Annotated in this window: 9 protein-coding genes; 1 reads left to right on the top strand and 8 read right to left on the bottom strand. The window is 43.6% G+C overall.

Annotated features, from left to right (window positions below):
• Nucleotides 1-54 precede the first annotated feature (54 nt).
• The 8 genes from ABR189_RS01295 to ABR189_RS01260 all read right to left on the bottom strand — a co-directional run bounded on the left by ABR189_RS01295 (nt 55) and on the right by ABR189_RS01260 (nt 14201).
• Nucleotides 55-2211: an alpha-galactosidase gene (locus ABR189_RS01295; RefSeq protein WP_354658624.1), complete on the bottom strand. Its 2157-nt coding sequence runs from the start codon at nt 2209-2211 to the stop codon at nt 55-57.
• A gap of 170 nt (nt 2212-2381) precedes the next feature.
• Nucleotides 2382-4694 (bottom strand): DUF6259 domain-containing protein, encoded by a 2313-nt coding sequence (locus ABR189_RS01290; RefSeq protein ID WP_354658623.1) that lies wholly within the window; start codon nt 4692-4694, stop codon nt 2382-2384.
• A gap of 11 nt (nt 4695-4705) precedes the next feature.
• A complete protein-coding gene (locus tag ABR189_RS01285) occupies nt 4706-6703 on the bottom strand; it encodes an alpha-amylase family protein (RefSeq protein ID WP_354658622.1) in 1998 nt (665 codons plus the stop codon).
• A gap of 13 nt (nt 6704-6716) precedes the next feature.
• Complete coding sequence (locus tag ABR189_RS01280; protein WP_354658621.1) at nt 6717-8174, bottom strand: RagB/SusD family nutrient uptake outer membrane protein; 1458 nt, start codon at nt 8172-8174, stop codon at nt 6717-6719.
• Nucleotides 8175-8200: 26 nt separating this feature from the next.
• Nucleotides 8201-11440, bottom strand: a complete 3240-nt coding sequence (locus tag ABR189_RS01275) for a TonB-dependent receptor (protein WP_354658620.1) — start codon at nt 11438-11440, stop codon at nt 8201-8203.
• Between the two features lie 132 nt (nt 11441-11572).
• A complete protein-coding gene (locus ABR189_RS01270; RefSeq protein WP_354658619.1) occupies nt 11573-12769 on the bottom strand; it encodes a FecR family protein in 1197 nt (398 codons plus the stop codon).
• 62 nt (nt 12770-12831) lie between these two features.
• Complete coding sequence (locus tag ABR189_RS01265; RefSeq protein ID WP_354658618.1) at nt 12832-13398, bottom strand: RNA polymerase sigma-70 factor; 567 nt, start codon at nt 13396-13398, stop codon at nt 12832-12834.
• Between the two features lie 56 nt (nt 13399-13454).
• Complete coding sequence (locus ABR189_RS01260; protein ID WP_354658617.1) at nt 13455-14201, bottom strand: YqjF family protein; 747 nt, start codon at nt 14199-14201, stop codon at nt 13455-13457.
• A 116-nt stretch (nt 14202-14317) separates the two neighbouring features.
• On the opposite strand from ABR189_RS01260, the gene ABR189_RS01255 reads away from it, so the two are divergent.
• Nucleotides 14318-14986, top strand: coding sequence for a hypothetical protein (locus tag ABR189_RS01255; protein WP_354658616.1), 669 nt, complete (start codon nt 14318-14320; stop codon nt 14984-14986).
• The last annotated feature ends 54 nt before the right edge of the window (nt 14987-15040 follow it).

Here is a 15040-nt window from a genome sequence, read left to right as displayed (position 1 = left end):
GATTTTATGTCAATAAAGATAACTTATAAAAAGAAGGCCCTTCAATATGCCTGCTTATTCTGCTGTAATTTCCAGTACTACACTCGTCAATTCATTACCGGAAGAAACCGGCAGCCCGATCTTCATAAGGTAATCTCCGGAAAATACCTGATTGTTTCCTGCTATCTGTGAAGATGCTCCTTCCGGCAGGTTAATCTCTTCAATTTTATACTGCTTCTGCCCATCCAGCCCTTCGAGTTTTACTACTGGAAACCTTTCACCATACCTGGTATGCAGGGTATAAGCAAATAATACTGCTTTACTTTTCTCCGGGCTTACATACATTAAAACTGCCCGGTTTTCCTTGTAAGGGGAAATGATGCGATACAGGTCTCCTCCCGCTATCACCGTATTGAGGCGCTTATAGTTTTTTACTGCGTTGCGGCTAAACTGCATTTCTTCAGTACTTAATTTTTCGAGGTCGATATCATATCCCATGCGGCCCATCATGGCCACATCCGTACGGAATTTAAGTGATTGTTTTCCCCAGGAAGTAACATGGCTGGAGATCGTGAAAGAAGGGAAGAAATAAGAATACCCCCATTGGATATACACCCTTTCCAATCCATCTGTATTATCACTGGGCCAGAATTCTGTAAAATAGCGCAAAGCGCCGTAATCAGCACGACCGCCACCACCGGAGCAAAGCATCATAGGTAAATGTGGATATTTGAGCCTTAAGCGGTCCAGTACTTTATAAAGGCTCCGGGTATATTCAATATAAAGTGCAGACTGATTATTTTTAAGGTAGGGGGAATATGCATTGGTCATCATCCTGTTGCAATCCCACTTGATATAAGCAATACCCGGTGCACTGGTCAGTAATTGGTCCAGCGTATTAAATACAAAATCCTGCACTTTAGGATTTACCAGATCCAGTACCAGCTGGTTACGATAATAGTGTTCCTCACGGTTGGGTAGTTTCAGGATCCAGTCGGGATGCTTTTCGTACAGCTCGCTTTTAGGATTCACCATCTCCGGCTCTACCCATATGCCAAACTTCACGCCTTTATCCGTAGCTTCTTTTACCAGGTGTCCAATACCATTAGGGAGTTTTTTCTTATTCACCTCCCAGTCGCCCAGCCCCGCATGGTCATCATTTCTCGGATATTTATTGGCAAACCAGCCATCATCCAGCAGGAACAGATCAGCGCCCAGGTCATGTGCATGGTCAAACAGTGTACCCAGTTGCTGTTCATTGAAATCAAAACCGGTAGCTTCCCAGTTATTGAGCAGTACCATCCTGGGCTTATTACCATCCAGCACCCCATAATTTCTGGCCCATTGGTGAAAGTTACGGCTTACCTGTCCTTTGCCCTGTTTAGAATAAGTAAAGATCAATGCAGGTGTTATAAAAGGTTTTCCCGGCAACAAAGCATAAGCCGAGGCATAGGAGTTCATTCCTCCTATTACCCTTAATGCATGTTGTTCATCTATTTCAAAAGCAAAGCGGAAATTCCCGGTCCATGCCAGTGTTCCCGCAATTACTTCACCGGCGGTTTCTCCGGAAGGTTCATTCAGGGAAAGGAAGAAAAAAGGCGCCTGGTACATATTAGCGCGGGTACCTAATTTGCTGTCCAGTATTTTCATGCCACTGGTCAGTTCTTCCTCGTCCATACGCATTTCTTTTGCCCAATCGCCATGAAAATGCGTAAGCCAGTATTTATTGGCATCAAAATGCAGCATAGCCGAAGCAAAACTTGTGAGTGTAACCGGCTTTGACTCCTCGTGCCTGATCTCTGTCCAGCTTTTCAGTATGTCTTCCTGGTAATAAGCTGCAATGTGCAGAATAACGGTTACCGGATATTTGGGATCCTTCAATGTAAAAGAGGTAATCTCCACGTTCTTATCTTCCCGGCTGGTATTTACCTGATCAAATTTCAGCTCCAGGGAAGGGTTGCCGTCTGCATGAGTAAGGCTGATAGCGGGTTCAAAAAGATCATGGGTACCTGCCCCTATAAAAGCTTCCTGCTTTCCCTGATCAATCCGGGGATAATCCGATTTATTCACCAGCTTTTCCCCCAGGTATCGCTGATATAGTTTACCATCCTTATTTACAGTAAATAACAACTGGAGATGTTGGGTTTCCACAGCGATCAATTGCTGTGCAATGGCGGCTGTTCCCGGATAGCATAAAAATAGAACCAACCCGATAATAATACGTTTATACATCTGATCCTGTTTTTGAGATGAAGGAGCCTGGCAGGTAATGCCACAGGAAAACAAGATAATATAAATTTTAACTGTATAGAATACAATTATGGATCATTAAAAGCAGAGAGGGCCACATGGTTCAATACATGTAGGCCCTCTCCACTCCTCAAAAGCTGTTTTAGAGGCAATTAGCGTGCAGCAATTTCTATCAGGCAGATGCCCTTGGCAGGCAGTGCATAGTTGATCCGTACTTTTCCTTTGGAATAAGTACCCAGTTGTTTTCTACCCGCTTCATTAACAAGATAGATCTTACCTGAGGCAGGAAGACCATAATCTGCTGATCTGAAATCCATCTTTACATCATACACCTTATCATAGATACTGGCAACAGCAATTCCCAGCATATTGTCTGCCGACTTCCAGGAAGAGCTATATACCACAGGGTATTTTTTATGGAAAGTTGTAACGTTTTCTTTCTGCCCGGCATAAATAGACAGCTTGGAAATGCTTAGTTCTTCTTCCGGTATAGTCATTTCAGGTGCCCGCCGGAATTCCCCATGCAACAAATACTTCAAACCCTTATTTCTCACCCTGGACAGTGTTAACAGATAATCAATCTCCTCTTTTCTTTCAGTGGCCAGCAAGGGCAGATAATTGGCAATCATGGGTTGCATCCCCCAGGTAAACGACCTGGCCTGTTCCATCAGAAATTGTTTATTAAACATTTTATCCAGTGGCTGTAAAGTTGTAGCCGGTTTATGCTCTTCCGGCCACAGCTCGTCGTAGGGAGGCGTAAGCAGGGAAGAATAATTACCATAGGCAAGACTGTAGGGATGATACACCACCTGGAAAAATGGAATAGGTTGCCATCCCTGGGTACCCGCATAACGCTCCCTGCTTACCTGCAGAACCAGAAAAGCATCTACATACGGCATCCACGCTTCTCCAACTCCTTCACCTGCCAGGGCAATCTGTTTATTATGCAATACTTTTGACCGGATACCCTCCGTGATCTTACCTGAATTTTTCACCCAGTAATTACCGCCGCCCAGGGGATGGCCATGGGTTTTGTCATAACACATCCTGCTCAGGCAGGTTTGGTCCATATAAACACCATTTACCTGGTAATCATTCACCACACTATCAGCCAGCGAAACATACTTATTGCGCCATCCTTCAGCACCTACGCACATATTCGTCAGGGCTTTGCCGGTAAAGATATTGTAGACATGAGAACTGATCTTTTCATCTTTATCCTTTACTGCCAGCAAACTGGCATGTTCCTTTTCCCAACTTGCAGTAGCGTTTCCCCACTGGATCTGGTTCATATACACCAGGGATTTCACCCCATGCTCCTGTGACCATTTCACACTTTCAATAAATGGGGTTTTACCTTCCCTTGGTGGTAAATATTCAGGGAACCCATCATCATAGGAGCACCCATGCCACCAATGCCATAAAACATTGACAGGAAGTCCTAAACGTTCTTTCAGGTCCACTGCCGGTTTGAGTACCTGATCTGATTTCCCCCTGTTCCATACCCAAAGGGCTGTGCTATCCAGCCATGCCGGTGTAGCATTATTTTTAAGACGGCTGTCGCTGCACCAGGCCTGTTGTGTACCCCACTCGCGGTATTGTTCCGCAGCAGTGATCCAGTCTCCATGAAAGGATCCTATCACTGCATTATAGGGCAACTGATAAGCAAGCCGGTTGGCTTCCAGTGGAGGGAAGTTTTCCATTTGATACGCCAGCGTACCGGATGGTTCCAATACTACTGCCAGATTCTTCCGGTAAGCAGCGGCATCATCACAGGCCGCATAAAATCCTCTGCCCTGCTTATTATATAAGGCCAGCAATTGCATGGAAAGGTGGCCGGGATAAAACCAATCAAATTGCTGAGGTGTATTTTTTAACGCCGCCAGTTGTGCTCCCGGATCCTGTAGCAACTCTCCCATCCAATGAGGAACTGCCAGGTATTCATCAGCCGAGTTGGGCAATCCTCCTACTCTTGGGAATACTACCTTGGATAATTGCCTCCCTTTTAGCCCTTCTACTTTAATATTCCAGGCAGACAACGCCTTACCCTTTTCCAGTGTTACGGTAACTGTTACTTTAGTATCATTATCACCGGATTCACGCCATCCTTTCCAGATCAGAGTAAGTGCATCCGGTTTGTTATTCTCAAAACTAAATTCCTTAAAGCTGCTGATATCTGCACGTTGGCTTGCACCCGCTTTATCAATATACAATTCCCAGGGCGTCTGTATCCCGGAGCTTCCTGTTTTACTGATCATCTCTTTTTTGACCAGGTCTTCCATTGAAACAAAACCACCGGTACTCTTATTAAATGTAAGTCGTATCCGGCCATTGTTCAACTGTATAAAATCATGCTGTGGTGTTTGCCCTGCATAGGATATCGGTAATATCAGCATCATCCATACAGTCAGAAATAATTTGATCATGTTACGAAAGAAGTGGGTGCCAGCGCACGTTGTTGTCATGAAATACCATTTTATTGTTTACCCGGGTGTGTTACAGGTACTACCCTTAAAAGACGGGTGGTACCTGGCTGCATCTCCAGTGGAACGATTTTCGCAAAATTAACAATTGTTTCTTTTGTAACGGGATCCGTTACACGTGCATAAAAAGGAAGCTTCACTTGTTTAGCTCCTCCTTTAGCTGTATGTACACTTACCCATCCACGACCGGCATATACTACGTCTTCTGTATCCAGGTACCGGTGCACACCTGCACGGTCCCAAAGTTCTCCCAAAGCGGTAGCCGACCATTGCAGTTGATTGATAACAGTGGGCTGTGTTAATTTCTTCCTGTCATAAATTGTTGTAGCATATCCATCAGTATGTATCACCATCCTGCCTTCCGCAGCCCACTGTGTTATCCACATCTGCTCCTGTTTATTGGGTTCCATCACTCCCATGAGCCAGATCACTTTGTATTTTCCTGCCGGTACTTTGTTCAGGTCGGTACGCAGGTACAGGTCATAGGGAGCTCCTGTTTTTCCCAGTGCATACCTGTTGCCCGTAATGGTTGCCGTAAGGCCGCCATAATCCTTATCCCAGCTTTGCAATCTCTCATCTACCACTACCGCTACCTGTGGCTGCATAGCCGGGAATAGGGTATCCGGGTATTGATAAAAAAATTGCTGCCCCTGTTTTAATACGGCTAATAATGCCGGATCACTGAACCAGCCCCCCCACATATCAAACCACCACCCACCATATCCATAGGCCAGCATCCTGGCAAGATTCTTCTGAAGCAGAGCAACGGATGTTTCCATCTTATCCGGCCCAATCCATACGCCATTGGTGTACCAATCACCTGCCGGCGCTACTGCCGGAGCACGGTCCCTCAATAAGGTGGTCAGGGTGGTACGGGTATCATTCTCTGCCAGCCATAGCTTACCATGCAGCTGCACCGACTTAATAGCCGCCATAGGTGCCCAATCCTCGCCTACCACACGGTTATAATCATTAGGACTGGAAAGATAATCCAGGTAAGGACAGTTCAATAACTTCGCCAGCGCGCCGTGTCCTCTCCTGGGATCAGGAACAAAATAGTGATAACCATAGAAAGCGCCTGTCAGCAAACAATTATTACTGGTCTCTTTTACTATTTTGCAGAACCAGGCAATATGGTCGGCCATAGTAGTAGCCTGAAAATCAAAGGTATCAAAATAGCGTTGGTCAGTGGCCGTACTACGCCATTCCCTTTTTCTTTCTGCCCCGCTGATATCAGCTGGCTGCACCTGGTCAAAGCTGATGGCAGGATCATTCCAGGCTTTCCTGAGCGCGGCAGTGTTATTGGCATAACGTTGCTTCATCCAATCGCGAAAGGCTGTTTTACGCACATTGCTTTCATCATAAAACAGGTCCTTGTAGTGATAAAACCATTCCTCTGTAAAGCCACCGGCCACATGAATTCCTACTAAGTGTGCCCCATAAGGAGAATTCATCACCCATTTGATGGCCTTTTTTAATACTTCTCCTGCTTCCTGCTGCCACTTTCTGGAAGCATAGCTGGTACGATACCCACTACCATCCGGAAGCCTGCACACCGCATCCGGGTTTTCTTTTTCCCACCATACCGGTGGATCCAGGTGAAACCGAATGATCACTTTTGCTTCCGGATCTGCCCGTAATAATTTTTCGAAGTCCTGAATAATACTGGAATAGTCATACTCCCCCTTTCCCTTCCATACCGCTGTTCTGAATGGTTTAATACCTGAGGTAGAATTAATACCTCTGTCTCCCAGATAAGCCGGAATATTATAAAGATGAAGCCCCGCAGCGGCTACTTCCCTATAATATTTTTCTTCCCCCAGATAAGACATATACGCATATGGCGGATAAGCCTTTCCGTTAATATACAAAGCAGGAACGCCCGCTTTTATTTTCACGGTAGCACAAGCCTGCTGCTGTGCCTGTGCATCAAAGGAAATACACAGCGCAAGAAAAATGGTAATGCGTATATGCGTCCTGATCTTATTCATCAACAATTACTTATCAATAGCCAGGATTTTGCTCTGCCTGGCTGATTTCCGGATTAGTGTCTATTTCCTGTTGCGGAATAGGCCATAGCAGGTGTACATCCTGTACATCTTTTCCTAAATTGGCTTTGATCACTTCCTTTACCTTACCTGTACGTTTCAGATCCAGCCACCTTTTGCCTTCCATAAACAATTCGTGCCCACGTTCCTGCAATACGGTGTCCCGGAATGCATTCAAAGTCCATCCACCAGTAGGATAGTCAACAGCGGAAGCTGCATTGGCCGGAAACCCATAAGCTCTTCTATGGATCATATTCAGGCGTTCAACTGCTAAAGCTGGCACACTATTTTCTGCCATGGCAGCTGCTTCTGCATAAATAAGCAATACATCTGCAAATCTCAGAAAAGGATAGTCATTGGCATGTCCGGTAGTAGTTGGTGCTCCCGGATCTCTCCACTTACTGAAAAGTACCGGTGTGGAAGCCGGCAATTTTTCCAGCACCCCTGTTTTCCGGTTAATATATTCTGTGAAGATATCCCATTGTTTGCGTAAATCCTGGTTATCCCATGCATTCAGGAAACGGTTGTCCAGAGTTGAATAGATCACATAATTCCCAAAAGGAGAAAAGGTGGTTTCACTCCATAACAAGTTGTGTGGCCATTCCCATCCATCCAGATGATTAAATTTAATATAGAATACTTCTTCCGGAGAACCATTTACAGTAGGTCCGAAAACATTTTCCCAATCATCCGTTTTAGTTATATTGGTCAGTGAAAACTCACCGGATTTAATGATTTCATCGGCTTTATCCCTGGCCGTTCCCCAATTACCAGTAGTAAGACTTACATCTGCCAGCAAGGCTTTGGCAGCACCTATACCAGGCCTCCCATACTGTGCCGCTTTAGGAGGCAGATTTTTCTCTGCAAATTCAAGATCTGCCACAATAGCTTTATACACATCAGCTACGGGAGTACGTGCTGTACTCTCAGGAGTGGTGCTCAGATATAAAGGCACTGCCCCCCAGTTTCTAACCAGGTGGTAGTAGCTGAATGCCCGCATAAACCGTGCTTCCGCTACCAGGGCATTCTTGTCCGACTCACTCACAGATGCAATACCCGGAATATTCTCAATTGCAATATTAGCATTCCTGATACTACGGTAAAAGCCATCCCAGATTAAAGCTACCCGCTGAATATTCACAATATCCAATCCTTTGTACTCACCAATAATAGCTGTAGAGCCTCTACCCTCTGCATAATCTGCCATAATTTCCACCTGTAAAAAATAAGGCCCTCTGAAAATACCTGCTCTTACCGGTGCATAAATAGCATTTACAGCAGAACGTGCATCATCCAGGCTTTTGTAAAAGTTACCTTCTGCCAGCCTGTCTTCCGGTACTTCATCCAGGAACTTGCTGCAGGAAATACAGCAAAAGAAAAATAACAATAGGAGATAATTATATGATTTTGTCATTGTTGCCCTGTTTAAATGAGTTAGCATTAAAATTTCACCCGTAATCCAAGCATGAATGAACGTGCATCAGGATAGCCAAACTGATCAATTCCCCTGGAAATCCCTGCACCCCTCGTATTGATCTCAGGGGTATAAAAAGAATAATTAGTAAACGTAAATGGATTCTGCACAGCTACATATATCTGGGAGCCCGCCAACACCAGTTTGTCTTTTTTAAGTGTGTAAGACAGCTGTATGTTTTTAACACGTATATAGGATCCATCTTCTATAAAACGATCAGAACCCAGGTACCTGGTATTTTTACTGATCTTAGGGTACTTCGCATTGGGATTAGGCTTGTCGGCAGTCCAGTAATTACCTAAAATATCCCTTACCTGGTTAATACCAAAGCTGAACCCATCTGCCACATTTGATAAATTATAGTTTAATACATCTACTCCCTGTATACTGGTTACCAATATCGTAAGGTCAAAATTCTTATAACTCATATGCGAGTTCAATCCTATAATGTAAGCCGGATTAGGATCACCGATAATGGTACGGTCCAGGCTGTTGATCGTGCCATTATTATCCAGATCTTTATACTTTATTTCTCCATTGTTATCCAAGCCATCTTCCAGGTAGCCGTAGAAAACGCCAATAGGATGTCCTTCCCTTACCAAACTCATCGCCGGCAGGGTATTACCCAGAATTTCCCCGAAAATATCTGTACCGCCACTTAATGAAATTACTTTGTTGCGATTCCTTGAAAGGTTTACGCCCAGGTCCCATTTAAATGGGCCTTGCTCAAGGATATAGGCCGTAAGCGCCGCCTCTATCCCTTTATTCTCTACAGTTCCCAGGTTTTTAATGGTAGTAGAATACCCGGTAGAAGAAGAAACAGGTACCGAGCTTAACAGGTCATTTGTTCTTTTGGAGTAATAATCAAAGGAGAGCATTAGCCGGCTATTCAACAGGCCAACATCAACACCTGCATCTATCTGGGTGGTCGTTTCCCATTTCAACTCAGGGTTAGGTTTAATACTCCCTGGTGCAAAGCCTATATAAAGATTTTTATCCAGTACCGTTTGTACGCTGGATAAAATAGAAAGCGACTGATAGGCAGATACCGCTGTATTACCTGTTACCCCCCAGCTTCCTCTTAATTTCAGGTCATTGATTACCGGCTTTATACCCTCCCAGAATTTTTCCTCACTTACTCTCCACGCCAGCGCTGTAGATGGGAAATACCCCCATCTGTTTGCCTTTCCAAACCGGGAAGAACCGTCTGCTCTGATGCTTGCAGTAAGCAAATACTTTCCTTTGTAAGAGTAGTTCACCCTTCCCAGCCCTGATAAGATCGCATATTTACTCATGCTGGAAGTAGGAATTCCCGGAGAGGTGCCAGACTGCAAGCTTTTATTCTCCAATATGTTGGTCAGGAAACCGGTAGCGCTGGCGCCAAGATTCTGCCCTGTATTTTTTTCCGAGGTAATCCCTCCTAATAAGGTGATATGATGGTCATTGTTCACTGTTTTGGAATACGTCAGTGTGTTTTCATTCACGATATTCACCCATTCTCCATAATTAATGGAAGCACTACCTGTAGCAGAAGGTTGAAAAATAGTAGGCGAATAAAAGTCTACCCGTGAATTTTCATATTGCACACCAATAGAAGAGCGTAATACCAGGTCTGGCAGCAGCTTTCCTTCTATAAACAAATTGGTCAGCAACGCATTTCGGGTAGTAACATTTTTTCTTTCCAATGCCATTGCCACGGGATTCTCCGCAATATCCGGGCTAAACGGATACTTTCTTACATTACTGTAATTGCCATTAGCATCGTAAACCGGTACCGTTGGAGGAGATATCAGTGCGCCGCTTAATACCCCCGCTCCTCTTTCTGTATTATTACTGTAGAGGAAATTATTTTTTGTACGGCTAACGATATTATTAAAAGTTATTTTCCAGTTGTTATTAATATTATGTTCAAGATTAGCTCTTAATTGCGCCTGATTGTTATAAGAATTAAGAATTACTCCTTTCTGATCAAAATAATTGCCCGTCAGGTTAAAGCGGGTTTTATCATTTCCACCCGAAACGGACAGGGAATGATTCTGAATAGGAGCAGTACGGAATATTTCATCCTGCCAGTCAATGCCTTTGCCAAACGCTTTAATCTCTGCATCTGTAAAGAAAGGGGCAATATTGTCATTCGCTGCACGTACATTGGCAATGGTTGCAAATTCCTGGGCATTCAGCATATCAATCTTTTTGGTCACCTGCTGTAAACCATAATACACATCGTACTCCACTTGTGTGCGGCCGGCTTTTCCCTTTTTGGTAGTTACCATTACTACACCGTTTGCACCACGGGAACCATAGATAGCCGTTGCAGAAGCATCTTTTAATACTTCAATGGAAAGGATATCATTGGGGTTGATATTATCCAATGTACCTGTGATGGGAAATCCGTCAATTACATACATCGGCTCATTGCCACCAATGAGTGAGTTGCCACCTCTTACCCGTACACTTAATGCACTACCGGGCTCTCCGGAATTCTGCAGCACCTGCACACCAGGGGCAACGCCTGTTAAAGCCTGTACAGGATTACTGATGGCCTGCCCGGTTAGTTGGTCTCCTCTTACGGATGATACCGCACCTGTCAGATCAGATCGCTTTTGCGTACCATATCCTACTACGATCACTTCGCTCAGTTTGGAAAGCTCCTCTTTCAATACCACATTTAATGCCTTTCCCGGAACAATCTGCTCTTCATGTGCTTCAAAGCCAATCATTCTAAACACGAGTATAGCATTGGCCGGTACATCCTGCATCCGGAATCTTCCTTTTTCATCTGTCACCGTCCCTTTTGTAGTTCCCTTTATCCCTACCGCAACTCCCGGAACAGGGATGCCCGCTGCATTAGTTACCGTACCTCCCAATGTATCGAGGGGGGCAATACTGGCAGCCGCTTTTTCAGTGGCAGCATGTTTTAATTTAATAACGATGGTTTTGTTGACCAGCTCATAGGTAAATGGCTGCCCTTCCAGACATCTTTGCAGCACTTCTTCCAAGGGCGCATCTTTGATCTCTACTGTAACAGGTTTTGCCTGTCTCATCAACTCCGAATCATATAAAAACAGGTAGCCACTCTGCTGCTTTATCTTTTTCAGCACTACATCCAGCACAGCATTTTTTTCGGACAGGCTGAACCGTTGTGAGAATGCCGAAGCACTCACTTGCAAACACAAAACAGTAAGGGCAATAGCTGTAAGTTTCATGATCCGGGAAAGTTTAAGTTGAACGGAAATATTCACATTAACTACTGAAATACATCGCATAAGGATCCTCTTGCGTAGCGCATTTACATTCATACATTCGCGGAATTAGATGACAATTAATATTCTGGTTGACTATTCTGTTATTTTCTCTGCTCTCTTATTGATGACTTTAATGGTTTTATCTACCACCTCAAACCGGATATCCCCTGCCATTTCCAACATTTTTAATACTTCGGACAAGTTGGAGTTTCTGAATACCATACCATTGTAGCGTTTATCAGGCAGGCTGGCATAATCTATTTTCACATCATACCAACGTTCTACCTGTCGCATGATATTTTTCAGGTGAGTATCATTGAATTGGAAAATTCCATTTTTCCAGGCTACCGCATCTACTGTATCGATGCTGCGGATCTGCATTCCCTGGTCAGACAGCTGCACTTGTTTACCCGGACGTATCGTTTCGCTTCTGTTATCTTTACTGACTTTAATCGCTCCTTCCAGCAGGGTGGTTTCCATAACGGGCTCATTGGTATAAGCCATCACATTAAAGTGGGTACCCAACACTTCTATATCTGCACCTTTTGATTGGACATGAAAAGGTTTACGTTTATCCTTCGCCACTTCAAAATAGGCTTCCCCGCTTAACTGTACCACCCTTTCCTTCGCATTGAATGCGGTGGGGAAATGTAAAGAAGACTGCGCATTAAGCCATACCTTGGTGCCATCAGGCAAAATAATTACATATTGCCCTCCTTTGGGTGTGCTAAGTGTATTGATAGCATCCGGAGCGATATCATCTGTACCGGCTGTTTGCTTGCTGATATCAAATATCAGCTGGCCGCTTTGCGATTTAATAATGGCCGTGTTTCCCTGTGTGGCCAGTACGCCGTTATTGGCACTATCTAATACGATTTGTGCACCATTAGCAAGCGTTAACATTGCCTTATTGCCACCAGGTGTGATGTCAGCTTCCGCCACAGCACCTGCTTTTCCTGTCGTGGCTGGCATTATTGTCCTCTCAGCCCAGAAGTAGGTGCCTACAGCAATAATACCCAGGATCACTGCTGCCGCAGCTACCCATTTAGGCCAGGCTATTCCTCTCCTCTGTTCAGGTACTTCCATTTGGATTTCTTCCCGGATCTTCCGGAGCAGTCGCTGACGATGTACTTCTTCACTGGCAGCAAAGCTTTCCGGCACCTGCAATGGCTTATCCAGCCCGGCATTATACCAATCGGCAAACTCCTTTTCTTCTTCGGGAGTAATACTGCCATCCAGCCACTTAGCCGCTAATTCCTGGTAACGAAGCTCATTATTATCGGACTGCATTTGAAGTACCTTTATCTATAAGTACCTTCAGCGAACACAATCCCTTAGTGGAGAAAAAAAAATTATAGCAGAAAGGATGACAAAAACTGGTTCAAACCAGTGCGTAAGGTCTTTAAAGCCTTTCCGAGGTGGGCTTCTACGGTTTTTTCAGAAATATTCAATTCCCGGGCAATTTGTTTTTGGGAGTATCCTTTTTCCCGGCTGAGGCGATATACCAACTGGCATTTTTCAGGCAACCCTGCCACCAGTTTTCCTAAACGCGCTTTCAATTCCTCAAATTCCAGCCATTGCTGCGTAGAATCATCTACCATTCCCATTACGTCCAGGCTATCTTTATATTTACGTTTTTGATATCGTTTACCCAGTATTTTAATCACCCGGTATTTCACAGATACTGCCAGATATACTTCCAGTCCGGAAGTGATATCCAGTTCTTCTCTCCTTCTCCATAAGGATACAAAAATCTCCTGCACAATCTCCTCCGCTTCGTCCATATCCTGTATCCTGGCGGCTGCCACCGCGAAAAGCTTATGCCAGTACCGGTTATAGATTTCGGTGAACGCACTTTCACTACCCGCCTTTAATAGCCGTAATAATTCACTATCCGTATAATTATTATTAACATGCATAATAATGTAATATAAGGCTCAACAACACTAATATAATAATTACCGGCGTTAATCTGTTATCGGTTTATCATCCCCTGCTGCCAGGCTATCACGTTTACACCATCGGAATAATGCACCATTTCAATATTCTCTGCTGATAAACTTAACGCTCCTATATTATAAGACAAATGCAAATTAGCCGTCTTCAGATTAAACAGGTTCCATTCTTTATGATGTATAGCATATCTGTAAAGCCGGTTGCCTTTCTCAAGATAGAGGTAATAACGTTCCGTAAGCCATCTATCCAGTTCCGTTTTTGTCTTAGGCTGTTCCTCCATTCTGTAATCCACTTTCAGATAATTTCCTGTCTGACTATTATCAGCATCATAGGCACTTAAATAGCCTGATTTTCTTTGTATACTGGCCTTTTCATAAGGCAATCCCGAAAGACGCCTGGATAGAATGGCTGATAATTGCTTTTGCGCCTCTATTGATAGAAAATAAACACCATGATGTTCTCCGTCAGTAACGTAAGTACGCAAGTTTATTTCATGAAAATCTGAGATCAGTGACACGGAGGGTAGGTATCTGGGACGAATCTTTTCCATTGTAAATGCTACCAGTGATACCCAGGCTGTATTATTATATACATCCAGTTGAATACCTTCCGGAATAAAGCTTTTCAATATTTCCGGATCTACCTTCCAATGAAAAAACAATGCCCTGTTCCACTCCTGGTACCATACCCATCTCTCACCCGGCACTTGCCAGGTAGGTCTGTGATGAATGATATCCAGTAATTTATTCGCCTCAAAGTTGTTCATCCGCCGGAAAGTATATTATGCCATTCAAATATAGAAAGAAATAGGTTCCTATCCTGATTTGCCATGACTGCCCTATTAAATCTTTTATATTTATATTTGTTTAGCAAACAACTATTATGTCAGCTATCGCACTCAATAATATAGACCCTGAAGACATAGATGACCTATTAATTAGAGTAACACATTCATTTAATATAACTCTTGAACCTAATGAATGCAAGGGTATTTCAACATTCGGCGAACTGTCTGATCTTATCATAAAGAAAACCCAAGGAATTAATATAAATGATTGTACCACACAGCAAGCATTTTACAAAATAAGAAGCGCTATTGTCAATACCCTTTCCCTGGATAATACCATGATCACTCCTAAAACTTTACTGGAAAATATCTTCCCTAGAAAAGGGAGAATCCGTCAGATAAGAACCATGGAAAAAACATTAGGTTTTAAATTACGTGTTTTACGACCTGCTCATTTAACATCAGCAGTACTGCTGATTATTTTATTTGCTTCTATTATCCTTCTTTTTACCAGCTGGTTACTTGGACTTACCATGTTACTAATTACCACTGCCGGTTTTTACATCGCAACAAAAACTGGTAAGGAATTGAATTTAAAAACCGTTGGGGAGATTGTTGCTGTGATGGCGCAGGAAGAATATAAAAAATCAAGAAGGTATCCACAAACAGTTAATAAAAAAGAGATTGAAAAACTGCTTATTGACTGGTTTAGCCGAGAGTTAGATATAAGTAAATCTAAATTAACCAAAGACGCAACATTTTAAATCCAATTTCCACTTTAACGTAATAGCTCCCTCCCAACTAAACCGGATCACTAT

The sequence above is a fragment of the Chitinophaga sp. H8 genome (genome assembly GCF_040567655.1).
Classification (GTDB): Bacteria; Bacteroidota; Bacteroidia; order Chitinophagales; family Chitinophagaceae; genus Chitinophaga; species Chitinophaga defluvii.
This window is presented reverse-complemented; position numbering and strand designations above follow the sequence as displayed.

Excerpts from the sequence above, each read along its gene's own strand:
- ABR189_RS01295 (WP_354658624.1), bottom strand. The coding sequence starts at position 2,211 with ATGTATAAACGTATTATTATCGGGTTGGTTCTATTTTTATGCTATCCG.
- ABR189_RS01290 (WP_354658623.1), bottom strand. The coding sequence starts at position 4,694 with ATGACAACAACGTGCGCTGGCACCCACTTCTTTCGTAACATGATCAAA.
- ABR189_RS01285 (WP_354658622.1), bottom strand. The coding sequence starts at position 6,703 with ATGAATAAGATCAGGACGCATATACGCATTACCATTTTTCTTGCGCTG.
- ABR189_RS01280 (WP_354658621.1), bottom strand. The coding sequence starts at position 8,174 with ATGACAAAATCATATAATTATCTCCTATTGTTATTTTTCTTTTGCTGT.
- ABR189_RS01275 (WP_354658620.1), bottom strand. The coding sequence starts at position 11,440 with ATGAAACTTACAGCTATTGCCCTTACTGTTTTGTGTTTGCAAGTGAGT.
- ABR189_RS01270 (WP_354658619.1), bottom strand. The coding sequence starts at position 12,769 with ATGCAGTCCGATAATAATGAGCTTCGTTACCAGGAATTAGCGGCTAAG.
- ABR189_RS01265 (WP_354658618.1), bottom strand. The coding sequence starts at position 13,398 with ATGCATGTTAATAATAATTATACGGATAGTGAATTATTACGGCTATTA.
- ABR189_RS01260 (WP_354658617.1), bottom strand. The coding sequence starts at position 14,201 with ATGAACAACTTTGAGGCGAATAAATTACTGGATATCATTCATCACAGA.
- ABR189_RS01255 (WP_354658616.1), top strand. The coding sequence starts at position 14,318 with ATGTCAGCTATCGCACTCAATAATATAGACCCTGAAGACATAGATGAC.